This window comes from Chimaeribacter arupi (genome assembly GCF_002858805.1).
Taxonomy (GTDB): Bacteria; Pseudomonadota; Gammaproteobacteria; order Enterobacterales; family Enterobacteriaceae; genus Chimaeribacter; species Chimaeribacter arupi.
This window is the reverse complement of sequence record NZ_PJZI01000001.1, coordinates 37,169-59,658: the sequence shown is the minus strand read 5'-3', so window position 1 is coordinate 59,658 and position 22,490 is coordinate 37,169. Positions and strand designations below refer to the sequence as shown.

Sequence of the window (22,490 nt, the reverse complement as noted above, 5' to 3'; positions counted from 1 at the left end):
TCAGAAGGTAACGCCCATTTTGATGCTCAGTTCCGGGTGCTGATCGACAAAGCGCATGTAGCTTTCGGCGCTGTCGCGGAACGTCACCACCGGATCGATCAGGTCACGGCAATCGAGGTAGCCGTTCATCAGCAACTGCCAGCAGCTGTCTTCAATGCGTTTGCGGTTCCAGCGCGGGTAATCCGGGTTGGGTTCGCTGCAGGCGCGGGAGAACACGATGCGCGCATTGTTGAAGTGCGCTTCACGGCCCAGGTTGAAGCCTTCCGGGAAGGGTTTGGCGAAAGCCACATAGGAGATGGTGCCGCCGTAAGCCAGGCCGCGCAGGGATGCCTGTAACGCCTGCGCATTGCCGCTGGTTTCGATGATCACGTCTGCGCCGCGTTTGTCGGTCAGGCGTTTGATCTCAAGACCCAAATCGCAGGCCGTCGGATCGAGGGCCACATCCGCGCCATGTTTGCAGGCGATCTCGCCGCGGTGGGCCAGCGGATCCACGCCGATCACCAGCGCTGCACCAGCACCTTTCGCCAGCTGCACCGCGATCTGGCCGATCGCGCCCAGGCCAATCACCACCACCACGTCACCTACGCGCACGTTGCCGTCACGCACGCCGCTCATGGCAAACTGGGCCGGGTCATAACAGACGGCGTTTTGCCACGCGGCCCCTTCCGGCATGTGACGCAGTTTGTAGTTGTCCACGCCGTTGACGATCACCGTCTCCTGCAACGGCCCGTAAGTGCAGACGCGGTCGCCCAGCTGATATTGCGTGACCTGCCCGCCTTTCTCCTCGACGGTGCCGACCACCATATTGCCCAGGGTGAAGTTACCGAACTCGATACCGCGCGCCTCGCCTTCCGCACGCGGCACAAACAGGTTCCATTCGCTGGAGAAGGCCTCATCGATAAACGGGCTGACGCCACGGAAATCCACCACTTCGGTGCCGTGCTTCGGTGCGCCGAACTGCACACGGATGCGTACTTCATGGGCCTGCAACGGGCGATCTTCATACTCCACCAGTGCGGCAACGCGCGGTGCAACGGCGACTAACTTTTTCATGCTGACTCCTTTATAAGTTCACGACGGGTAAGGGCGGGCGTCAGCCTTTGACGCCGCCATCAGTGAGATTGCCTTTGATGAATTTTTCCGACAGGGCATACATCGCAACTACCGGCAGCGCCGTCACCAGTGAGGCGGCCATCATGCGGCCCCAGATGTAATCAGGCGTGCTGAACAGGGCGTTGAGGCCCACCGGCAGGGTGAAGTGCTTCGCGTCAGAGAGGAAAATCGAGGCGAACAGGTAGTCATTCCACGCCACCATGAAGCAGTAGACGAACACGGAAATGATGCCGGAGATCGCCAGCGGCACGGTGATGTAGAAGATGATTTGCAGCCGGTTAAGGCCGTCCATCATCGCCGCTTCTTCGATATCCTTTGGAATGGTGTCGAAGTAGCTTTTCAGCATAAAAATGGCGGTCGGCAGGGTCTGTACCACCATGGTGATCACCAGCGCGGTCAGGGTGTCATACAGCCCCATCGACGAGATGATCTTGAACAGCGGCACCACCAGCAGAATGCCGGAGAACATATACACCGTGTAGAAACTGGTGTTGATGGTCAGCCGGCCTTTGAAGCGCAGCCGCGACAGGGCATAGGCGCCCAGAATGCCGAGCAGCACCGCAATGCCGGAGGCGACCAGTGACACGCTCAGGCTGTTCTTGAAGTAGGACATAAACGGGAAAATCGTCGGGTTGAAGATGTCCGCGTAGTGCTGCCAGGTCCAGTTTTCCGGCCACAGGGTCGGGTGCAGGGAAATCGCCTCCTTGCTGCTTTTGAACGAGGTCATCAGCATGATGAAGAAGGGGAACAGCACCACCGCAAGAAATGCAGCCAGCGCCAGATAGAACCCGGAGCGGCGCAGCAGGGAACGTTTAGTTGTTGCCATGAGGATTCACCCGTTTTCTCGCGAGGAGGATCACAATGAAAATAATGCCGAACAGCACCACAGACAGCGCCGCTGCTTTGCCCAGGTCATTGAGGGCAAAGGCCGTTTTGTAGAGGTAAACGCCCAGGATGTTGACTTTGTTGGTCAGCAGGTAGACGTCGGCAAACATGTAGAACATCCAGATCGCCCGCAGGATCACCACCGTCGCGAGAACCGGCATGATCGCCGGCAGGGTGATCATGCGGAATTTCTGCCACAGGTTGGCCCCGTCCATTTCCGCCGCCTCATACAGCGATTTGTCGATGGTCTGCAAAATCGCCAGGAAGGAGATAAAGGCGTACGGGAAATAGCGCCAGACGGCAAACAGCACCACCAGCACAAAGCTGCTGCCGGGGTTGTCGAACCAGAGCGGGGCCTGGTCAAACAGGTGCAGCAGGTCACCGCCGACCCAGTTGACGATGCCGTAGCCGCTGTTGAACATGTATTTCCAGGCGAACACCAGCGAGATGGACGGCGTCACATAGGAGAGGATCACCAGCGAGCGCGCGGTTTTACGGAAGCGGAACTCCCGGTTGAAGAACAGCGCGACCCCCAGCCCCACGCCGGTGCTGCCGAGCACCACCAGCGCGGTGTACCAGAAGGTGACCCAGAGCGAGTGGTAAAACTCCGGATCGCTGAGGATGCTCAGGTAGTTATCCAGCCCGACAAACCGGTCGGACAGACGTGGGTTAAGCGGCAACTGCAGGAAACTCAGTTGCAGGTTGGCGATCATCGGGTAGACCACCAGCAGCGCGAGCAGAACCATGCTCGGTGCCAGCAGATACCAGGCAAACGCCGTGTCCGTTTTTAAGCGTTTTCCCAGGCTCAGGCGTTTCGCCGGCAGCAGGGAAGGTTGACAAGCAGGCTTCATCAAATCCTCACTCAGCGTTTCTGGACAAGGTGGGTCACCCGGCCCTGGGTTTGCGCCAGCGTGGCAGGCACGTCTTTATTGCCGACCGTCACGGCGTTCACCATTTCACTCAGTGCGGCTGAACCGGTGATGTCACCCATGCTGGTGAAGTTTTTCTCACCGACTGAGCCGAACACCTGCACGTTGGCGAACTGCTGCACCAGCTCCATAGAGAGCGGGCCGAACGCTTTCACCACCGGGTTGTCCTGCCAGTTGCTGTTGCTGGTCACCAGTTTGGTGAGCGGCAGCGCAGCGCCCGGTGACATCAGCACCCAGCGGGTGGCGTTGTCAGACTGCTCCATAAAGGTGATGAATTTTTTGGCGGCGTCACGCTGTGCTTCGGTCTGCCCGGCGGTGATGGTGAGGGAGGTAATGGTGCCGTAGACCGCCTGTGATTTTTCTGCCGGCACGGCAAAGCCGATGTCCTGGGCAAACCCTTCGTTGTAAATCGCCGGCAGGATGTAGGTGGAGTAGACGGCCATCGGCACGGTGCCGTTCATAAAGGCGTCTTTGATCTCCATGATGTCGTTGGAGCCGGGCAGGGTGGTTTTGGCCAGTTGTTGATAGAAGCCGAGTGCCTGCTGCATTTCCGGGGTGTCGATGGTGATTGCGCCGTTGGCGTCAAACACGTTGGCCCCGTTGGAGAGCGCAAATTGTGAGAAGGATTGCTCTGTCATTACGCTTTCTGCGGTCGGCAGGCCGATGCCGAACTTTTTCTGTTCCGGGTGGGTAAAGGCGGTGGTGATGCTGAGCAGTTGCTGCCAGTTTTGCGGCTCGCTGAAGCCGGCATCCGCCAGTTGCTGTTTGCGATACCAGATGCCCTGGATCCAGCCGCTGATCGGCACGCCGGTGGCGCTGGTGCCGTCTTCGGTTTTCACAATGCGCAGCACGCCGTCGTAGAAGTTGTCAGCGCCGATGCCGGTAATGACGTCGTTCACCGCGTCGCGGTCAATCAGCTGCTCTTTATCCATGACTTTGGCGTAGTCGTGGCTGGTTTCGATCACCGCCGGCAGCGCGCCGCTGCGCGCCAGGGTAATCACCTTGGTGTTGTAAGCATCTTCTTCCACCGGTACCGGTTTAACGTGCACACCAGGGTTTTGCTGCTCAAATGTCTGAATCAGATCGTTAATAACCGCCTGCCGCTCCTGCTCGACAGAGGAGTGCATAAATTCGATGGTGACGGATTCCGTTTTTTTATCGTCACAGCCGGTTAATGCCAGGGCACTGAGCAGGGCTGAAATAAGAAGCGTATTTTTCTTATTCATGATGATTTCCTGTTTTTATTTAGGAGTGAAGCCAGTAATAGGCGTAGGGTTGCAGCGTAAAGGCGTGATCACCGGTTATTTCCTGCCCGCTGATGGCATCGAGGTAATTATTTTCCGGCAATGTCACCGTGATCGGACGATCGCTGACATTAAACAGGCAGAGCAGCGTGTGATTATTTTTATCAGTGCGCCGGAATGCCAGAACGGCGCTATCCAGCGTGATGACCTGCATCGCGGAATCAGGATGGAAGGCCGGTAAGGTTTTACGCAGGGCAATCAGATGGCGCAGCCCGACAAATATATCGGTGCGTAAGGTATTGCCGCCGGAAATTTGTGGTTCAATGTCACTTAACGGGTATTTCTGGCGGTTAATTGCCCGGTTATGGCCGCTGAGCATCACGCCTTCATCATCATTACGTGAACCGAGCAGGCTCTGGATATAGATCGCCGGGACGCCGGGGAAAGCCAGCAAAATAGCGTGTGCCAGCATAAAGCGGCGCACGCGCAGGGCGTCATCGTCGTCCTGCTTATTCAGCGCGTCCAGATAAGTGACGTTGATTTCATACGGGCTGGCGCTGCCGTCCGGGTTATTTTTATATGAGACGCGCGCGCCCTGATTTTCCATCGCCTGCGCCAGCGCCAGAATCTCCTCTTCCGGCAGCAGGCCGCGCAGCGGATTGAGGCCGATGCCGTCATGCGAAGAGAGGAAGTTAAAGAAGGTGCAGCCTGCGGCCGGAGTCTCCAGCGAGGCGGCCCAGCGGCTCAGCGTGCCGGCCTCCCCACGGTGGATAGCATGCAGTACCAGCGGCGGCAGCGGGAACTGGTAAACCATCTGGGCTTCGTCGCCCTGGCCGAAATAGCTGATGTTATCCCGGTGCGGGACGTTGGTTTCGGTGATGAGGACGGTGCCGGGCGCGACAAAATCCGCAATGGCGCGGAATAATTTGACCAGCAGATGGGTTTTCTCCAGGTGGATGCAGGAGGTGCCCGGCTCTTTCCACATGTACCCCACCGCATCCAGCCGGATGTAATCCCCGCCGCGCGCCAGGTAGGTAAGCAGTACATCCACCATGCGTTTCAATACCGCCGGGCTGGCGAAGTTGAGGTCAATCTGGTCGGCGCTGAAGGTCGTCCAGATGTAGCGGGTGTCGCCATTGGCCAGCATAAACGGCGTCAGCAGCGGCGAGGTACGCGGGCGCGTGACCTGATGCAGATCGGTTTCCGGGTCCATCTCAATGAAGTGATCGTCATACTCCGGCTGTTGCGCCAGATAGCCCTGGAACCAGCTGCTTTGTGCAGAAATATGGTTGCAGACGTAATCAAACATCAGCCGGGTTGAGCGGTTCAGTTCTGCCACGTGCTGCCAGTCACCGGCTACCGGGTTAACCTGGTGATAATCAATGACTGAAAAACCATCATCTGAAGAGTAAGGATAAAACGGCAACAGATGAACCAGTGAAAACGTATTTTTTAACCAGCGGTTATAAAAGCCGGTAAATGTTTCCAGCGTGGGTCTGTTATCTTCACTGAATTGATCGGCGTAAGTAATTAATACGATGTCTTCTTCATCCCAATGCAATTTACGCGAACGCGTAATAGCCGCTTTGGCAGTCAGAATAAGATCGCTTAATTCAGCAAAATAGTGCTGTTGAAGCGTATTTCCATAAATCGAAGTCAGAATTTTTTTAATAGTTTCCATGTTGCACCTTTGTCCGTGGGAGCGCTCCCACAAAAAGGCTACGCTGGCGTATAAACCAAGTCAACGGCACCGCAGGGCGACGAGGATCAGGGACAGGGTTACAGGGAGATATTTTCTTTATTTGTGAGGGTAATCAAATTTAAGGAGGGAAATACGTGGAGGGTAGCCCTATTTAATTAAATGGCAGGCTTTATTTATATTCATTCGAATTATATGTTGCTGGCGTTATACACACGGTAACGCACCGGCGCGCAGCGGGTGCTTGCCGGGCAATCACCGCACGCGCCGGTGGGGCAGCCGGTGGCCGCAGCGGGCACCGGCTCAATCTTTTTCATCCTTTCCAGTTGGCTCAGCAGGGCCGTCAGCATCGCCGGGGGGACCCGGCAACGCTGCTGTAACTGCGCCATGTCCAGCGACCCATGCAGCGCGAGAAGATGGTAAACCTCAAGCAGAGGATTCATGCCGTTCTCCTCAATGGCACGCCGGCTGGTGCGGGGATGTCACTGCCGGTGGGCGTGACGGGGGTGTGCCGGGGTGATGGCCGGCACGGCGCAGGCCGATGAAAATTCCCAGGTTAACCAGCACGACCAGTGTGATGGTCAACAGGCTGACTGCCGGGTGCGCGCGGAATGTGGCCGCCTGATAGAACAGCGCCGCCAGCGAATAGGCGACATTCAGCCCCCAGAGCACCGAGAAGATCATCCAGTTCCGTCCCGCCTCACGCGCAATCGCGCCCATCGCAGAAATGCAGGGCACATAGAGCAGCACAAAAATCAGGTAACTGTAGGCGGCGGCGACGCTGCCGAATTTGCTGCCCATCATGCTCATGGGGCCGGAGGCCATTTCGCCATCCCCTTTACTGGCTTCAATCGGGTTGAACAGCACGCTCAGGCTGAACGTCTCTTTCACGCCTTGCCAGGTTTCGGTCACGGCCTGGGTCAGTTCATCTGCCAGCGAAAAGGCTGCCGGGTCAAAAGGCGCGTCGGTAATGGCTTCGGCGGTATAAAGCGTGTTCAGCGTACCCACCACCACCTCTTTCGCCATCGCCCCGGTAACCAGCCCCACGGTGGCCTGCCAGTTGTCCGGCTGCACGCCAATCGGTGCCAGCAGCGGGGTCATTACTTTACTCACGGAGGCCAGCGCGGAATCAGTGAGGTTGTCGGCGGGTTTGCCGCTCAGGGAGAAACTGTTCAGCGCGCCGATAAAAATGCTCACCAGTACGATCACTTTCCCGGCCCGCAGCACAAACCCTTTCAGCCGTTGCCAGGCTTGCAGCAGCAAACTTTTCACATGCGGGACGTGGTAAACCGGCAGTTCCATCACGAACGGGGAAGCATCGCCGCGCATCAGCGTATGTTTGAGCATTAACCCGGTGAGGATCGCCACCACGATGCCGAGCAGGTAGAGGGAGAAGACCAGCAGCGCACCGCCCTGCGCGAAGAAGGTGGCCGAAAAGACCGCAAAGATGGCCAGCCGCGCCCCGCAGGACATAAACGGCGCCATCATCACGGTGATCAGCCGCTCGCGCGGGGCATCCAGCGTGCGGGCGCCCATAATGGCCGGCACATTACAGCCGAACCCGACAATCAGCGGCACAAACGATTTTCCCGGCAGCCCAATCGCCTGCATCAGCCGGTCCATCACAAACGCGGCACGTGCCATATAACCGGAGTCCTCCAGAAATGAGAGGAACAGATACATCATGCCGATTTGCGGCACCAGCGGCAGCACGGTGTTGATGCCGCCGCCGATGCCCTGTGCCAGGAACAGCGTCAGCCAGCCGGGGAAGTGCAGCACCGCGCCGAGCCATTGCACGCCGTGAATGAAAATAGCCGCGGAACCGAGGTCAAATATCGGCTGCAATGCCCCGCCGAGGTTAATCGCCAGCAGGAACATCAGGTACATCACCAGCAGGAAAATCGGCACGCCAAGCAGCCGGTTGAGGATCAGCCTGTCCAGCCGCTGCGTCAACCGGTCGGACGCCGCCTGGTGGGTATTACTCACGGCGGCGCAAATCGCCATGATGCACTGGTAACGCGCACCGGCAATCAGCAGGGCGGCATCATCCGGCAGGGCATGGCGCAGGGTGCTGCGTACCTGGGGCAACAGGGCCGCCGCGCGGGGGGCCACGGCATGGCTGCAAATGTCGCCTTCCAGCATGTGCAGCGCCAGCCAGTGCGCCTGCCTGTCGGTCAGGGTTTCCGGCATGACGGCGGCCAGTTGTTGGGCCGCGTCAAGCAGCGGTGCAGGGTAGTCGAGCGCAACCGGCTGCGGCGCGCTGAAGGGGCGGTCAATCTGCTGTTTAAGTTCGGCAATGCCCTGCGCGCGGGTGGAAACCAGCGGCACCACCGGGCAGCCCAGCCGGTCGGCCAGCGCCGCGGTATCAATGGTGATCTGCTGGTTTTGGGCGATATCCAGCATATTCAGCGCAACGATGCAGGGAATGCCCAGCGCCAGCAGTTGCAGAGTCAGGTAGAGGTTGCGTTCCAGATTGGCGGCATCCACCACGTTGATCAGCAGATCAGCCTCGCCGCTGAGGATATAGCGGCAGGCGATCTGCTCATCCAACGAGGTCTGCTCAGAGATGGTGGTCAGGGAGTAGGTACCGGGCAGGTCAACCAGCGTCACCTGGTGGCGGGGGGTGGAAAACTGCCCCTCTTTGCGTTCAACCGTCACACCTGCCCAGTTGCCGACCCGCTGGCGGGCGCCGGTTAACTGGTTGAAAAGGGTGGTTTTGCCGGCATTCGGGTTGCCAATCAGGCCAATCGTTAATGTGTTCATCATGCGTATCGCCGTGGGAAAAGAAACGTCCGTAAAGATCAGGCGCAGGTTTCCAGTACCAGCGCCGCCAGATCATTGCGGCGCAGCACCAGGCTCACGCGGCGGGTTTCGATCTGGATCGGGTCGCCCAGCGGCGCAACCCGTACCACTTTAAACAGTGAACCGGGCAGCATACCGAGGGAGAGCAATTTTTGCCGGTAAGCCGGGCTGATGTGCGGTGCAAAACCGGCAATTTTGTAGTGATGCAGAGGTTGAAGCGGCATGGCGGTCACCTTCTTTCGCGGGGGCTGAAAACGTGTTACACGCGGCAGTTATGCGTGCGCCTGGGTGCCTCTTTTATCGCCAGTGCTGGCAGGCGAGCATGAGAGTATTGAGAAGCGTTATCGTATGCAATCGGGTAACGGGCACGATCTCGCCCTTACCTAATCCAGATCAAATTTATGGCAAATTTAGCTAAAAAATAACCAATCTGCGGCTTTTGTCGTCGGAGTAAACGACACAGTTGTGAGAGATTAATGGTGAATAATCAGTAATATAAGTTAATTTTTTATGGCGAAAGTGTGGTGGTGATGTAAATGTGAGGATCGGGAGGCGGGAAGGCAGAAGAGGAAATATTCCGCCATCCCGGAGGATGGCGGAGCCGGCATTAACGTTTTTTACCGAACGCAGCCGCCAGGGCGTCGCCCATGATGCTGTTCCCGGCGGGTTGGGCAGCGCGCGGCTTGCCGCCGCGTGCATCCTGACGGCCTGCGGTGCGTGTCTGCGTTTTTCCGGCCGGGGCGCTGCCGCCGCGGCGCGCAGCGGTTTCTCCCGGCTGTTCGTCCAGACGCATGGTCAGGGCGATACGTTTGCGCGGCAGATCCACTTCCAGCACCTTCACTTTGACGATATCCCCGGCTTTCACCACCGTATGCGGATCTTCCACGAATTTGTCCGCCAGTGAGGAGATATGCACCAGCCCATCCTGATGGACGCCGATATCCACAAAGGCGCCGAAGTTGGTCACGTTGGTGACGGCACCTTCCAGGATCATGCCCGGCGTCAGGTCATTCATGGTTTCGACGCCTTCCGCAAACGTCGCGGTTTTGAACTCAGGGCGCGGGTCACGGCCTGGTTTTTCCAGCTCTTTCAGGATGTCAGTCACGGTCGGCACCCCAAAGCGTTCGTCGGTGAAATCGCTGGCTTTGAGGTTGCGCAGGGCAGAGGGATTACCCATCAGATCCTGCAACGCCTGCTCGGTGGCGGCCAGAATGCGCTCCACCACCGGGTAGGTTTCCGGGTGCACCGTAGAGGCATCCAGCGGGTTGTCGCCGTGGTTGATGCGCAGGAAGCCGGCGCACTGTTCAAAGGCTTTCGGCCCCAGGCGGCTGACTTTCAGCAACTGTGCACGGTTATTGAACCGGCCGTGCTCATCGCGCCAGCTGACAATGTTTTGCGCCATCATCCGCGTCAGCCCGGCGACACGGGTCAGCAGCGCCACAGAGGCGGTGTTCAGGTCTACCCCAACGCCGTTTACGCAGTCCTCGACCACGGCATCCAGCTTTTTCGCCAACTGGCTCTGGCTGACGTCATGCTGATACTGGCCGACGCCGATTGATTTCGGGTCAATTTTCACCAGCTCGGCCAGCGGGTCCTGAAGGCGGCGGGCAATGGAGACGGCCCCGCGCAGCGACACATCAAGATCCGGGAACTCCTGCGCCGCCAGTTCAGACGCGGAATAAACGGACGCCCCGGCCTCGCTGACAATCACTTTCTGGGCGATGACAGCCGGGTACTGTTTTTGCAGCTCCAGGAAGAAGCGCTCGGTTTCCCGTGAGGCGGTGCCGTTCCCGATCGCCACCAGTTCCACCTGGTGCTTCACACAGAGTGCAGCCACGGCGGCAGCGGCTTTGGCCGCCTGGCCGGTGTGCGGGTAGACGGTGTCAGTGGCCACCAGTTTGCCGGTGGCATCCACTACCGCCACTTTCACCCCGGTACGCAGGCCCGGATCGAGGCCCATCGTCGCGCGCGGCCCGGCCGGCGCGGCCATCAGCAGGTCATGCAGGTTGCGGGCGAAGACGTTGATCGCCTCTTCTTCCGCGCGTTCGCGCACACTGCCCATCAGCTCGGTTTCGAGGTGCAGCAGCACTTTGATGCGCCATGTCCAGTTGATCACTGCCCGGCGCCAGCTGTCTGCCGGGGCGTTGTTCAGCCGCAGGCCGACGTGATCCATGATGATCTGTTCGGCGTAACTCTCACGCGGCGGCTCATCAAATTGCGGATCGGCATTTAGCGAGAGTTGCAGCACGCCTTCATTGCGGCCACGGAACATCGCCAGCGCCCGGTGTGAAGGCACCGTGGCAATCGGTTCATGGTGATCGAAGTAATCGCGGAATTTTGCGCCTTCTTCCTCTTTGCCTTCTGCCACGCGGGAAACCAGATGGGCATTTTTCCACAGGTAGTCACGCACTTTGGCCAGCAGGGCGGCATCCTCGGCGAAACGCTCCATCAGGATATAGCGTGCGCCGTCCAGTGCGGCTTTCACATCCGCCACGCCTTTTTCGGCATCCACGAACGCGGCGGCCGCGTTTTCCGGCACCTGCTGCGGCGCGTTCCACAGGCTCTCCGCCAGCGGGGCCAGCCCGGCCTCCAGGGCAATCTGCCCACGGGTACGGCGCTTGGGTTTATACGGCAGGTAGAGGTCTTCCAGCTCGGTTTTGCTCTGGGTGCCGTTAATCGAGGCGGCCAGCGCGTCAGTGAGTTTGCCTTGCTCTTCAATCGATTTCAGGATGCTTTGGCGACGATCTTCCAGTTCGCGCAGGTAGCCGAGGCGGCTCTCCAGCTGGCGCAGTTGGGTGTCATCCAATCCGCCGGTCACTTCCTTGCGGTAACGTGCGATAAACGGCACGGTGTTTCCTTCGTCCAGCAGGCGGATAGCGGAGTCAACTTGCTCCGGTCTGGCCTGCAACTCACTTGCAATACTGCGGCTCAGGGGATCATTCATCATGGTATCTGTCGTAAGCTAAGGGGTTGTCAAATCAGGGCACCGTTATACGGAGTGTGCCGCCAAAATGCCAGCAGCGGGCGGCATTTGGCGGCGATGTGGGGCGGTTTCGGAACATTTACCGCCGTGTGCGTCAGCCGGGCGGCGGCTCCGGGCTGTCTTGTTCCTGCTCACCGGAGAGGTCAGGGTCAACCGGCTGATCGGGTTCATCCGGCAGGTACTCAATCAGGTTCACGCACCAGACTTTAATGCCCAGCGGCGTCGGGACGTTGACCTCGTCATCCACCTCTTTTTTGATCAGCGCCCGCGCCATCGGCGAGTCGATCGAGATGTACTGTTTGCGGCCATAGATCTCATCCGGCCCGACGATGCGGAAGCGTTTGACGTCGCCCGCCTCATTCTCCACCTCAACCCAGGCACCGAAAAAGACTTTGCCGTCTTGCTGCGGCGAGTAATCAATGACCCGCACCACTTCCAGCCGCTTGCGCAGGAACCGCACCCGGCGATCGATTTCACGCAGTAACTGCTTGTTATATTTGTAGTCGGCGTTTTCGCTGCGGTCGCCCAGGCTGGCAGCCCACGCCACTTTTTCGGTGATCTCCGGGCGGCGCTCGCGCCACAGGAAATCGAGCTCTTTTTTCAGCCTGTTGTACCCTTCACGGGTGATCAAATCACTTTTCATCCGGCGCCTTTTACGGTGTCACTCTCATCGGCTCTTTATAGCCTCTGACGGCAGGAATTAACACCGCTTATTGCCGCCTGCCCGCTCTGTCACAAAGTCAGTGAAATAAGCTTGCGTTACGGGGTATAAACACCGGAGTTTAGAAAGCGGCCGGAAAAGCGTCATCAGCGCGGCAGAGAAACGGAAGGTGAGCAGCGAAGCGGCAAAAGTATTGATAATTGGGCAAATCAATAATCTTTGTAACAATTTCGTCTAGAATATATACCATATAACGCTGTCTGAAGCGGCGGAGTTTTTTAACAATAGCCCGTGTTTACGACGCCGCATGACGTACCGGCAAAAAGGGTGCGCCTGAGCGAAAAGATAAGTGAGTATGGCTGCGGTAACCGGCCGTCCACGCGACAGGTTTTCCGGGTTAATTATGCCCGCGAGGGTTCAGGCTTAAGCCTTTGGGAGTAAAGAGATGCAAGAGAATCACAAGATTCTGGTGGTGGATGACGACATGCGTTTACGCGCCCTGTTAGAGCGCTATCTGACGGAGCAGGGCTTCCAGGTACGCAGTGTGGCGAACGCCGAACAGATGGACCGCCTGTTGACGCGTGAATCCTTCCATCTGATGGTGCTGGACCTGATGCTGCCGGGTGAAGATGGCCTCTCTATCTGCCGCCGCCTGCGCAGCCAGAGTAACCCGATGCCGATCATTATGGTCACGGCCAAAGGTGAAGAGGTTGACCGTATCGTCGGCCTGGAGATCGGTGCCGATGACTACATCCCGAAACCGTTCAACCCGCGTGAGCTGCTGGCCCGTATCCGTGCCGTGCTGCGCCGTCAGGCCAATGAACTGCCGGGCGCGCCGTCCCAGGAGGAGGCCGTGATCTCCTTCGGCAAATTCAAGCTGAACCTCGGCACCCGTGAAATGTTCCGCGAAGATGAACCGATGCCGCTGACCAGCGGTGAGTTTGCGGTGCTGAAAGCGCTGGTGAGCCACCCGCGTGAGCCGTTGTCACGCGATAAGCTGATGAACCTGGCGCGCGGCCGTGAATACAGCGCCATGGAGCGCTCCATCGACGTACAGATCTCCCGCCTGCGCCGCATGGTGGAAGAGGACCCGGCGCACCCGCGTTATATCCAGACCGTGTGGGGTCTTGGCTACGTCTTCGTCCCGGACGGCAGTAAAGCATGAGGCGATTGCGCTTTTCACCGCGTAGCTCGTTTGCCCGAACCCTGCTGTTGATCGTCACCCTGCTGTTCGTCAGCCTGGTGACGACCTACCTGGTGGTCCTGAACTTCGCCATCCTGCCCAGCCTGCAACAGTTCAATAAAGTGCTGGCCTATGAAGTCCGGATGCTGATGACAGATCGCCTGCAACTGGAAGACGGCACCCTGCTGGAGGTGCCGCCGGCCTTCCGGCGGGAGATCTACCGTGAATTGGGCATCTCGCTCTATACCAACTCGGCGGCGGAAGAGAGCGGCCTGCGCTGGGCGCAGCATTACCAGTTCCTCAGCCAGCAGATGGCGCAGCAACTGGGCGGCCCGACGGACGTCCGCGTCGAGATGAACAAGAATACCCCGGTGGTGTGGCTGAAAACCTGGCTCTCGCCGGACATCTGGGTGCGCGTGCCGCTCACCGAAATCCACCAGGGCGACTTCTCCCCACTGTTCCGGTACACGCTGGCGATTATGCTGCTGGCGATTGGCGGTGCCTGGCTGTTTATCCGGATGCAGAACCGCCCGCTGGTGGAACTGGAACATGCGGCATTCCAGGTCGGAAAGGGGATTATTCCGCCGCCGTTGCGCGAGTATGGCGCATCGGAAGTGCGGTCAGTGACCCGTGCCTTTAACCAGATGGCGGCGGGCGTCAAGCAACTGGCCGATGACCGCACGCTGCTGATGGCAGGTGTCAGCCATGACCTGCGCACCCCGCTGACGCGCATCCGGCTGGCGACGGAGATGATGGGCGATGAAGATGGCTACCTGGCGGAGTCGATCAATAAGGATATTGAAGAGTGCAACGCCATCATCGAGCAGTTCATCGATTACCTGCGTACCGGCCAGGAGATGCAGACGGAACTCAGCGATCTCAACACCATTCTCGGTGAGGTGATTGCGGCAGAAAGCGGCTATGAGCGGGAGATTGAGAGCGATCTTGCCCCGGCAGAACTGATGGTGGATGTGCATCCGCTGTCGGTGAAACGTGCCGCAGTGAACATGGTGGTCAACGCCGCCCGCTACGGCAATGGCTGGATTAAAGTCAGCAGCGGCCATGAGTTGCAGCGCGCCTGGTTCCAGGTCGAGGATGACGGGCCGGGTATCCGCCCCGATCAGCTCAAGCACCTGTTCCAGCCGTTTGTGCGGGGTGACAGCGCCCGCAGCACCAGCGGTACCGGGCTGGGGCTGGCGATTGTCCAGCGCATCATCGACGCCCACGCCGGGACGCTGGACATCGGCTCCAGCGAACGTGGCGGGTTACGCATCCGGGCCTATCTGCCGCTACCGGCGGTAAAAGGCAAGAACGGCGATACCCCCGGTGCGGGGCAGCCGCCGAAAGCGGCATCAGACAGCCGGGAAACGCCTGCGTCTTAAGGGAAACGTTCCGGCCATCGCTCACTGTCAGGGGGTGATGCCCGGTGCTGCATTCCGCCAGGATCGGCAGCCCCCGCGCCCTATCTCACGCTTTCCTGCCCGCCGCGTTTTGCCTATCGTTATTTGCCGCTCAGGGCTGTTTCCCGCTCAGGGCTGTCTCCCGCTCAGGGCTGTTTCCCGCTCAGGCTATTTCCGGCTCATCACATAATATTCTGCCGCGTCTTCGTGGAAGCGCGGTTTACCCTGTTCGCCCCATGGGTTAAGCACGGCAAGGCCGCAGTAGTGGAAATCTTCCGGGCGGCGGGTGGCCAGTTGCGCCTGATGGTGCAGGCAGATTGCCGCGGTGTAGAGATCAGATTGCGCGAGGGTCAGGCCCTGCCGGCGCAATTCTGCGGACAGGGCGGCGGCGCGCAGGGCGCAATGCGCATCAAACGGCAGCAGCCGGTGGGTGAACTCCTCATTCAGCAGCGCCAGCAGTGCCGTATTCAACTGGCGCTGCCGCGGGCCGGGCAGGGACTGGATGGCGGTAAACAGTTCCGCCACGGTGACGGCAGTCAGGCAGAGCTGGTTGGCGTCTTGCGCGTCCAGCCACTGCATCACCTGCCGGTGCGGGTCCGGCCGGATGATTTCGGTGATAATGCTGGTATCAAGCACGATCATTATTCGATCTCCAGCTGGCGCGTCGGCATATCGCGTGCCGGGATGGTCAGTTCGCTGTCACTTAACGCAGCAAAGCGCTGGCGGACCCGGCTGGCCAGGCCGTAATTGGGCGTGCTGCCCAGCATCGCCTGCCGGAGGATGGCGCGCACTTCTTCTTCCATTGAGTGGCCGTTGCGTGCTGCGGCAAGGCGCAGTTGTTCTTTTATTTCATCATCGAGATTGCGGATCGTCAGAGTAGCCATAGGGAACACTTATCAATAAACCGGGGGAACAGGCATAACACAGAATTTGCGCGGTAAAAGCACCCGGCAAAAGAAGAATTCAGGCGCACGGCGTGCGCCTGAAGAGGGGGATCAGAGCGCCGGGCCGGCTTTCACCAGGGCTGCGCCTGCCGGGGTATCCGTGTATTTATCGAAGTTGGCGATAAACTGGCGTGCCAGATCGTCCGCCTTCGCCTGCCACTGCGCGGCATCACTGTAGGTGTTGCGCGGGTCAAGCAGGTGCTCATCCACGCCCGGTACCGCCATCGGCACGGCCAGGTTAAAGACAGGCAGTGTGAAGGTTTCCTGCTGATCAAGCTCACCGCTGAGGATGGCATTGATGATGGCACGGGTATGTTTGAGCGAAATGCGTTTGCCGGTGCCGTTCCAGCCGGTATTGACCAGATACGCCTGGGCGCCTGCCGCCTGCATACGCTTCACCAGCACTTCTGCATACTGCGTCGGGTGCAGGCTCAGGAAGGCTGCGCCGAAACAGGCTGAGAAGGTCGGGGTCGGTTCTGTCACGCCACGTTCGGTACCGGCCAGTTTGGCCGTGAACCCGGACAGGAAGTGGTATTGCGTCTGGTCGGCGGTGAGTTTCGACACCGGCGGCAGCACACCAAAGGCGTCAGCCGTCAGGAAAATCACTTTGGTCGCGTGGCCCGCTTTCGACACCGGCTTGACGATGTTGTCGATGTGGTAGATCGGGTAAGAGACACGGGTATTTTCCGTTTTCGAGCCGTCATCAAAATCGATGGTGCCGTCTTCGCGCACTACCACGTTTTCCAGCAGCGCATCGCGGCGGATAGCGTGGTAGATCTCCGGCTCAGCCTGTTCGGAGAGTTTGATGGTTTTGGCGTAGCAGCCGCCTTCGAAGTTGAACACGCCGTCATCATCCCAGCCGTGTTCATCATCACCAATCAACTGGCGTTGCGGGTCGGTGGAGAGGGTAGTTTTGCCGGTGCCGGAAAGGCCGAAGAAGACCGCCACATCGCCCTGCTCGCCCACGTTGGCTGAGCAGTGCATAGAGGCGATGTTTTTCAGCGGTAACAGGTAGTTCATCACCGAGAACAACCCTTTTTTCATCTCGCCGCCATACCAGCTGCCGCCGATTAACTGGATGTTTTCCGTAAGGTTGAACGCCACAAAGTTCTCGGAGTTCAGCCCCTGTTCACGCCAGTTCGGGTTCGTGCATTTCGCGCCGTTCATCACGATGAAATCCGGCGTAAAATCAGCAAGTTCCTCGTCAGTCGGGCGGATAAACATGTTCTTAACGAAATGGGCCTGCCAGGCCACTTCGGTAATAAAACGTACTTTCAGGCGGCTGTCCGGGTTGGCACCGCAGAAAGCATCCACCACAAACAGGCGCTTGCCGCTGAGCTGATCCGTCACGCAGGCTTTCAGGGCGTTCCAGGTTTCCTGGCTTAAGGGTTTATTATCATTCTTGCCGGTCCCTTTATCCGCCCACCAGACGGTGTCCCGCGTGGTGTCATCCCGGACGATGTACTTATCTTTTGGCGAACGGCCGGTGAAGATGCCGGTATCCACAGCAATCGCGCCCAGGCTGGTTTCAATGCCACGCTCATAGCCTTCCAGCCCCGGTGCAGTCTCCTCCTGATACAGACGCGCATAGTCCGGGTTATAGACGATGTCGCTGACATTATGGATGCCGTAGGCGGCCAGGGTATCAGGTGTTATACCGTGATCACGCATTTCACTACTCCTTAGTTGCTATACGTTACTAACACAGTGTGTAGGGTCACGGTCTGTATTAAACGCGATGGGGGTCAAAAAAAATAATAGAGAACACTTATTTTTAACAATTCTGCGAGATAGCACACGTCATAAAATGAAACGCAGGCAAGATTGGCGGGGGATCGGACAAAAAAAGGGCAGCCGGGAGGCTGCCTCAGAAAAATTAATGAATTTGTGGGTTTTGCTCATTGCCCGCATTGCGCAGCGCGCCGACATCGACCTTGTCGAATACGTAGTCAGCACCGCAGTAATCACAATGCATATCAATCTGGCCTTCTTCTTCCAGAATGCTTTGCAGATCTTCATCCGGCAGGGCGCGCAGGGCATTCGCACAGCGCTCACGCGAGCAACTGCAACGGAAGCACACGGACTGCGGCTCATATACCGTGGCCTCTTCCTGATGGTAGAGGCGGTACAGCACCTCATGCGCCGGCAGGCCGAACAGCTCCTCGTTTTTCACGGTGGCGGTCAGCTGGGTCAGGTGGTCGAAATCATCGGTGGAGGCGTTCTGCGCCGGCAGCACCTGCAACAGCATCCCGGCAGCGGCCGGTTTGCCGTCGGCTTCGCCGGTACGGATGAACAGGCGGGTCGGCAGCTGTTCAGATTGCAGGAAGTAATTCTCCAGGCATTCTGCCACGGTGTCCCCTTCCAGACCGACCACACCCTGATAGCGCTCGCCTTCCGCCGGGGTAATCGTGATCACCAGGTAACCGTTGCCGATCATCTGCTTCAGCGTGCTTTCCGGCGCGATGGCGGCTTCTTCCTGCACACGGGCGACGCCGCGCATCTCCTGGCGGTTATTCCCGTTGACCACGGCCATCTTCAGCGGGCCGTCGCCCTGGATCTGCACGGTGATGTCACCGTCAAATTTCAGGGTGGCCGTCAGCAAACTGGTGGCCACCAGCAATTCGCCCAGCAGGGTTTTCACCGGTGCCGGATAGTGGTGGTTTTCCAGCACCTGTTGATAGGTGTCGCTCAGGGTCACCAGTTCGCCGCGCACGGCCTGGTTCTGGAACAGGAAACGATGCAGCTGGTCGTGCGTCGCGTTGGAATCTTGATTAGCCATAATAGTCTCTCTGTGCAGCGGAGGCTCACTCACCTTCGCCATATTTAAATTTGATCAGGTTGCGGCGCTCTTTCTTGTCCGGGCGCCGGTCCGGGTGGGGCATGGTCAGCGACTGGGTTTTACGCGCCAGCGCCACTTTCTCCCGGTTTTCGATACTGGCCGCCGTCTCCTCATACAGCAGCTGCGCCTCAGGGGCGCCGCGCCGCTGTGCGGTCACGGCCAGCACAGTCAGGGTCCGGTCGTCATTTCCCTGACGCAGTTTGATCTCGGCATTCACCTCAACCAGCTTGCTCGGCTTGGTGCGCTGTCCGTTATAGTGCACTTTGCCGCCTTCAATCATTTCACGGGCCAGGGCACGGGTTTTATAGAAGCGTGCGGCCCACAGCCATTTATCCAGACGGACGGCATTGTCATCCTGATGGGTCTCCTTCATCGCAACCTCCTGAACGGGTCGTTATGGGCGGGAAGCGGCCGGTAACAACGTGCGGTAGTCATGCATTGAGGGATGGCGCAAAAAGGTCTTTCTCGCCATGCTGGAGTCCGGGTTTTCAACGCCCAGGCAGTAGCGGATGCCGAATTGTTTGGCCGCATCCAGAATGGGTTCACCGTCATCCACAAATAATGTGCGCGCCGGATCGAACCCGGTGTGCTGCTGCACCGCCTGCCACAAGCGCTGATCCTCTTTGGGATAACCAAATGTATGGGTAGATAGCAATAAATCAAGGTGCGCATCGAGGCCGGTATGTGCCATTTTTACCGCCAGGCTGTGCGGGTGCGCATTGGTCAGCAAAATCGTCCGTTTTCCCTGCGCACGCAGGGCGTCGAGGAAGGGCAGGGTATCTTCCCGGACGCTGGCGCGGTGGCCCAGGGCGTGCGTCATGCTGTGGATGTCCAGATCGAGCGTGGTGCTCCAGTAATCAAAGCAATACCAGCTCAGCGTGTGCTGCACCGCCTGATACTGCGCCTCAATCAGTGCCTGCGCCTGCGCCAGTGGGATCCCGCGCCGTTCGCTGAGCGTTTGCGGTACATGCTTCAACCAGAAGTAGCTGTCAAACTCCAGATCGAGCAGCGTGCCATCCATGTCCAGCAAAACGGTATCGATGCAGGTCCAGTCAAAATCCGGCGGCATAAAAAGTTCCTGTCTGTGTGAATCCGCGGCGTGCAGAAGGGGAAGAGGGCGCGCCGTTAAACGTTTAGCCTAGCACAGACGCGGGCGGTTCTGCCCGGCGTCTTGCAGGAAGGCGATCAGCTGAAGGGGCGCAGCGGCATCGGGGAGAGTGACGGGTTAAAACAGTGATCGTAATAGTGCTGAATATCACTGATCCGGCGCTGGTGGCGGCGCAGGCGTTTCACCAGCAGCACGGCATTCACGATAAAGCTCACCGTGACCAGCAGCAGCAACAGGCTGGTGCCCATATAGCGCCACAACGTGATCATGTCCGGCTCGCTGTGCAGCGAGATGTGCCGCGTGCCGTTGGCATCAATGGTGATGTTGGTGATGATCCCTTCGGCCCGGAACGGCGTATGCAGCAGCAGGCCGGAAAGGCGCTGCAACTCATGCCACTGTTCCTGTGCGCTGTAATCGTAGAGCGACAGGGCAGGCTGCGCATGGCTCACCAGTTGCTTGCCCTCATCACTGGTGATCAGGAAGCCGCCCGGCGGCGGGCTGTTTAACGCTTCTGCCGCGCGGTGGGTCTCGTGGAAGAAGAAGGAAGACGCCGCGCTGTTAACCAGATTATCCAGCGATTCTGCGCTTACCGGGCGCAACAGCACATTCATGCCGCGCATACTGCCGGACTGCGCCCGCTTGACCAGCGCGCTCCAGTTCTGGGCATTCCCCAGGTTGACCAACGCATTCTTCAGCCGCACACAATCTTCATCGTTACTGCACAACGCCTGGGTTTTCAGCACGATATCCGCAAAGTTATCCAGCAGGATCATGCCCGATTTCTCAATGGCAGTCGCCAGTTGCGGGTTGATGTTCTGGTCTGTACCGCCCGCCGGGTGCAACTGGTTATTCACCGCCGCCAGCAGGGCAGAGGCTTTATCAATGGTGTCAGACTCCGGCAGCGGCAGCGGCGCGGCGTTGTTCCAGTAAATGCCGGAGCAATCAAACGGCATAAAGGCGTAATGTTTGCTGGTCTGGTAATGGGGCGGGATATAGCACATGCCGTTCCCCTGCGCCCGCAGGGTATCCCCGATGCGCAGCGGCGTATTTTCCAACGCCTGTACGCTGGTGACCTGCGTGCTGCTGGCCCCCTGGATCCACGCCAGGCTCAGTTTCAGCGGCAGGCTCAGGGAGATGTAGCTGGTCAGCATCAGCAGAACCAGCAGCGAGCCGCACATCAGCACCAGGCTTTTGGCCCAGCGTTGCAGCGGGAAATGTTTTACCTCGTCATGCAGGGAGAGGTAATGGCCCTGGCGCACCACCTGCCGGTTGAGGTAGATGTCCACATCCGTGACCTGCCCGAGATCGCGCGAGACATAAGGCTGCCAGTGCGCCGGGTAAATCAGGTCAATGATGCCGAGGGAAATATTGCTGATGTTGCCCTGATTCGATTCGCCAAACAGCCCCCAACGTTTCGGCGCGCCGCGCAGGCAGTGGATCTCCTGCAGGTCACGCTCCTGCGGGCGGCGCAGCAGGCGCCAGCCTGCCCAGGCGCTCAGGATCACGGCCAGCAAAATCAGCCACGGCAGGAACACCATCGGGCTGGTCAGGCTGAAAAACAGCAGGATCATCGCGCCGGACAGCGCCAACGCTTCACGCACGCCATTGGACTGATAAAGCGCGTGCTCTTCCGGCGTTTCACGGCGGATGGTCAGCAACTCAATGTGTTCGCTCTCTTCCTTGCGGATAGAGGCGTTCTGCGACGGTGCCACCACGACCGGGGCCGGCGGGGTGCGGCGGTCATACACATGGTTGAGCAGCGAATGGCCGTTCAGGGAGATCACCAGCGGAATGGTCTGGGTGCGGATGATCTCAACCTGGTTGTCCTGCGTGATGTAAGGCTCCCAGAACGGCGGCAGGTGTACCTCTTCCGTATCCAGGTAATAGCGCCATTTATTTGGCTCATCACTGGCGACCCCATAACGGGTGATCGCTTTGGTCAGTGAATAGACGGTATCGCTCTTCGGCGTTAAGGTGAGTTTGTCCCGCAGGGAGAAAATATTGTTGCTGGCAGAGAGCGAGCTGAGGCTCAGCCGGTCACTTTGGCGCAGGTAGCGCTCGACGGCCTGACGTTCTTCTGGTGTCAGTTTACGATGGGTTGGCTTCATGAAAGGCAGCGACGAAGCAAAGGGCGTACGATGACGCAAAATACTTCTCAAATAACCCCCGATAACGATCAGCATGGCAAACAGTGCAGCCAATATTACGGCTATTGTGCTCATCTATTCCCCGTTAGGGCGACGCTGACGTGTGTCAACTCTTTTAAAAACAGTATATTAAGTGTGTGTTGTGACATGCAAGCAGCTTAACGTACCACCAGAGAGAACGGTATACCGGGCTTAACCAGCGGTGACAAAAGGATAGGGCAAATATAGACCTCATTGGATGATAACAATCAGCTTGCCCTGCCAATATCGGCATAATCCTATTTTGCCTGCGAATCGCCGTAAGCGTAACCAATTGATAGAAAAAGATCTTGCAAAGCAGCGAAAAGAAATCACCCGCCGTCACGGTATGCTGGAAAAAAGCGCGTTCTGTGCAGAAAAAAGCCTGTAGCAAGCGGGCCGGCTCTGTTAATAATAAGTAAAAACTCAGCAGGCAATTGCCGCGGCCATACCGGGTAACGCACAATGGACCGCGTGCCGGGTCACTACGCCACCGGCTGCCCATTGCACCCTGAGCGCGCGGGGCGGCAGCACG

At 58.6% G+C, this 22,490-nt stretch carries 19 protein-coding genes; 2 read left to right on the top strand and 17 right to left on the bottom strand.

Annotation, left to right across the window (positions count from 1 at the left end; genetic code table 11):
• The 10 genes from CYR52_RS00300 to greB form a co-directional block, all read right to left on the bottom strand.
• The gene (locus CYR52_RS00300) at nucleotides 1-1,053 is read right to left on the bottom strand and encodes a zinc-dependent alcohol dehydrogenase (protein ID WP_101827749.1); all 1,053 of its coding nucleotides are present in this window, start codon (nucleotides 1,051-1,053) and stop codon (nucleotides 1-3) included.
• A 40-nt stretch (nucleotides 1,054-1,093) separates the two neighbouring features.
• Complete coding sequence (locus CYR52_RS00295; protein WP_072927490.1) at nucleotides 1,094-1,939, bottom strand: carbohydrate ABC transporter permease; 846 nt, start codon at nucleotides 1,937-1,939, stop codon at nucleotides 1,094-1,096.
• Nucleotides 1,926-2,744, bottom strand: a complete 819-nt coding sequence (locus CYR52_RS00290) for a carbohydrate ABC transporter permease (RefSeq protein ID WP_241506095.1) — start codon at nucleotides 2,742-2,744, stop codon at nucleotides 1,926-1,928. The genes CYR52_RS00295 and CYR52_RS00290 overlap by 14 nt, the downstream gene beginning before the upstream one ends.
• A 116-nt stretch (nucleotides 2,745-2,860) precedes the next feature.
• Nucleotides 2,861-4,153 (bottom strand): ABC transporter substrate-binding protein, encoded by a 1,293-nt coding sequence (locus CYR52_RS00285; RefSeq protein WP_072927488.1) that lies wholly within the window; start codon nucleotides 4,151-4,153, stop codon nucleotides 2,861-2,863.
• A gap of 19 nt (nucleotides 4,154-4,172) precedes the next feature.
• Nucleotides 4,173-5,852 carry an alpha-amylase family glycosyl hydrolase gene (locus CYR52_RS00280; RefSeq protein ID WP_072927486.1) on the bottom strand — a complete coding sequence of 560 codons (1,680 nt, stop codon included), beginning with the start codon at nucleotides 5,850-5,852 and terminating at the stop codon, nucleotides 4,173-4,175.
• Nucleotides 5,853-6,061: 209 nt separating this feature from the next.
• A complete protein-coding gene (locus CYR52_RS00275; RefSeq protein WP_072927485.1) occupies nucleotides 6,062-6,313 on the bottom strand; it encodes a FeoC-like transcriptional regulator in 252 nt (83 codons plus the stop codon).
• A 10-nt stretch (nucleotides 6,314-6,323) separates the two neighbouring features.
• Nucleotides 6,324-8,633: a Fe(2+) transporter permease subunit FeoB gene (gene feoB, locus CYR52_RS00270; RefSeq protein WP_101827829.1), complete on the bottom strand. Its 2,310-nt coding sequence runs from the start codon at nucleotides 8,631-8,633 to the stop codon at nucleotides 6,324-6,326.
• 38 nt (nucleotides 8,634-8,671) lie between these two features.
• The gene (gene feoA, locus CYR52_RS00265; RefSeq protein ID WP_072927483.1) at nucleotides 8,672-8,896 is read right to left on the bottom strand and encodes a ferrous iron transporter A; all 225 of its coding nucleotides are present in this window, start codon (nucleotides 8,894-8,896) and stop codon (nucleotides 8,672-8,674) included.
• 383 nt (nucleotides 8,897-9,279) lie between these two features.
• Complete coding sequence (locus CYR52_RS00260; protein ID WP_101827748.1) at nucleotides 9,280-11,619, bottom strand: Tex family protein; 2,340 nt, start codon at nucleotides 11,617-11,619, stop codon at nucleotides 9,280-9,282.
• Between the two features lie 130 nt (nucleotides 11,620-11,749).
• A complete protein-coding gene (gene greB / locus CYR52_RS00255; protein ID WP_079205183.1) occupies nucleotides 11,750-12,298 on the bottom strand; it encodes a transcription elongation factor GreB in 549 nt (182 codons plus the stop codon).
• Between the two features lie 463 nt (nucleotides 12,299-12,761).
• Here greB and ompR point away from each other — a divergent pair, with 463 nt between their 5' ends.
• Both ompR and envZ read left to right on the top strand, forming a co-directional pair.
• Nucleotides 12,762-13,481 carry an osmolarity response regulator transcription factor OmpR gene (gene ompR, locus CYR52_RS00250; protein WP_009635740.1) on the top strand — a complete coding sequence of 240 codons (720 nt, stop codon included), beginning with the start codon at nucleotides 12,762-12,764 and terminating at the stop codon, nucleotides 13,479-13,481.
• The gene (gene envZ / locus CYR52_RS00245) at nucleotides 13,478-14,881 is read left to right on the top strand and encodes a two-component system sensor histidine kinase EnvZ (protein WP_241506085.1); all 1,404 of its coding nucleotides are present in this window, start codon (nucleotides 13,478-13,480) and stop codon (nucleotides 14,879-14,881) included. Before ompR ends, envZ begins: the two co-directional genes overlap by 4 nt.
• Nucleotides 14,882-15,067: 186 nt before the next feature.
• Here envZ and CYR52_RS00240 read toward each other — a convergent pair whose 3' ends face one another.
• The 7 genes from CYR52_RS00240 to CYR52_RS00210 all read right to left on the bottom strand — a co-directional run bounded on the left by CYR52_RS00240 (nucleotide 15,068) and on the right by CYR52_RS00210 (nucleotide 22,012).
• The gene (locus CYR52_RS00240) at nucleotides 15,068-15,541 is read right to left on the bottom strand and encodes a type II toxin-antitoxin system VapC family toxin (RefSeq protein WP_072927481.1); all 474 of its coding nucleotides are present in this window, start codon (nucleotides 15,539-15,541) and stop codon (nucleotides 15,068-15,070) included.
• Complete coding sequence (locus CYR52_RS00235; RefSeq protein ID WP_072927480.1) at nucleotides 15,541-15,783, bottom strand: FitA-like ribbon-helix-helix domain-containing protein; 243 nt, start codon at nucleotides 15,781-15,783, stop codon at nucleotides 15,541-15,543. Before CYR52_RS00235 ends, CYR52_RS00240 begins: the two co-directional genes overlap by 1 nt.
• A 111-nt stretch (nucleotides 15,784-15,894) precedes the next feature.
• The gene (gene pckA / locus CYR52_RS00230) at nucleotides 15,895-17,514 is read right to left on the bottom strand and encodes a phosphoenolpyruvate carboxykinase (ATP) (RefSeq protein ID WP_072927478.1); all 1,620 of its coding nucleotides are present in this window, start codon (nucleotides 17,512-17,514) and stop codon (nucleotides 15,895-15,897) included.
• 205 nt (nucleotides 17,515-17,719) lie between these two features.
• Nucleotides 17,720-18,622 carry an Hsp33 family molecular chaperone HslO gene (gene hslO / locus CYR52_RS00225; RefSeq protein ID WP_072927476.1) on the bottom strand — a complete coding sequence of 301 codons (903 nt, stop codon included), beginning with the start codon at nucleotides 18,620-18,622 and terminating at the stop codon, nucleotides 17,720-17,722.
• A 25-nt stretch (nucleotides 18,623-18,647) separates the two neighbouring features.
• Nucleotides 18,648-19,055 carry a ribosome-associated heat shock protein Hsp15 gene (gene hslR, locus CYR52_RS00220; protein ID WP_072927474.1) on the bottom strand — a complete coding sequence of 136 codons (408 nt, stop codon included), beginning with the start codon at nucleotides 19,053-19,055 and terminating at the stop codon, nucleotides 18,648-18,650.
• Nucleotides 19,056-19,076: 21 nt separating this feature from the next.
• A complete protein-coding gene (gene yrfG, locus CYR52_RS00215) occupies nucleotides 19,077-19,751 on the bottom strand; it encodes a GMP/IMP nucleotidase (protein WP_072927473.1) in 675 nt (224 codons plus the stop codon).
• Nucleotides 19,752-19,867: 116 nt separating this feature from the next.
• On the bottom strand, nucleotides 19,868-22,012 hold the full coding sequence (locus CYR52_RS00210) for an intracellular growth attenuator family protein (protein WP_072927471.1): 2,145 nt from the start codon (nucleotides 22,010-22,012) through the stop codon (nucleotides 19,868-19,870).
• Nucleotides 22,013-22,490: the final 478 nt, after the last annotated feature.

Coding starts and splice junctions, on each gene's coding strand:
- CYR52_RS00300 (WP_101827749.1), bottom strand. CDS start 1,053: ATGAAAAAGTTAGTCGCCGTTGCACCGCGCGTTGCCGCACTGGTGGAG.
- CYR52_RS00275 (WP_072927485.1), bottom strand. CDS start 6,313: ATGAATCCTCTGCTTGAGGTTTACCATCTTCTCGCGCTGCATGGGTCG.
- greB (WP_079205183.1), bottom strand. CDS start 12,298: ATGAAAAGTGATTTGATCACCCGTGAAGGGTACAACAGGCTGAAAAAA.
- feoB (WP_101827829.1), bottom strand. CDS start 8,633: ATGAACACATTAACGATTGGCCTGATTGGCAACCCGAATGCCGGCAAA.
- pckA (WP_072927478.1), bottom strand. CDS start 17,514: ATGCGTGATCACGGTATAACACCTGATACCCTGGCCGCCTACGGCATC.
- CYR52_RS00235 (WP_072927480.1), bottom strand. CDS start 15,783: ATGGCTACTCTGACGATCCGCAATCTCGATGATGAAATAAAAGAACAA.
- CYR52_RS00210 (WP_072927471.1), bottom strand. CDS start 22,012: ATGAGCACAATAGCCGTAATATTGGCTGCACTGTTTGCCATGCTGATC.
- yrfG (WP_072927473.1), bottom strand. CDS start 19,751: ATGCCGCCGGATTTTGACTGGACCTGCATCGATACCGTTTTGCTGGAC.
- CYR52_RS00290 (WP_241506095.1), bottom strand. CDS start 2,744: ATGGTTCTGCTCGCGCTGCTGGTGGTCTACCCGATGATCGCCAACCTG.
- feoA (WP_072927483.1), bottom strand. CDS start 8,896: ATGCCGCTTCAACCTCTGCATCACTACAAAATTGCCGGTTTTGCACCG.
- CYR52_RS00280 (WP_072927486.1), bottom strand. CDS start 5,852: ATGGAAACTATTAAAAAAATTCTGACTTCGATTTATGGAAATACGCTT.
- ompR (WP_009635740.1), top strand. CDS start 12,762: ATGCAAGAGAATCACAAGATTCTGGTGGTGGATGACGACATGCGTTTA.
- envZ (WP_241506085.1), top strand. CDS start 13,478: ATGAGGCGATTGCGCTTTTCACCGCGTAGCTCGTTTGCCCGAACCCTG.
- hslO (WP_072927476.1), bottom strand. CDS start 18,622: ATGGCTAATCAAGATTCCAACGCGACGCACGACCAGCTGCATCGTTTC.
- CYR52_RS00295 (WP_072927490.1), bottom strand. CDS start 1,939: ATGGCAACAACTAAACGTTCCCTGCTGCGCCGCTCCGGGTTCTATCTG.
- CYR52_RS00240 (WP_072927481.1), bottom strand. CDS start 15,541: ATGATCGTGCTTGATACCAGCATTATCACCGAAATCATCCGGCCGGAC.
- CYR52_RS00260 (WP_101827748.1), bottom strand. CDS start 11,619: ATGATGAATGATCCCCTGAGCCGCAGTATTGCAAGTGAGTTGCAGGCC.
- CYR52_RS00285 (WP_072927488.1), bottom strand. CDS start 4,153: ATGAATAAGAAAAATACGCTTCTTATTTCAGCCCTGCTCAGTGCCCTG.
- hslR (WP_072927474.1), bottom strand. CDS start 19,055: ATGAAGGAGACCCATCAGGATGACAATGCCGTCCGTCTGGATAAATGG.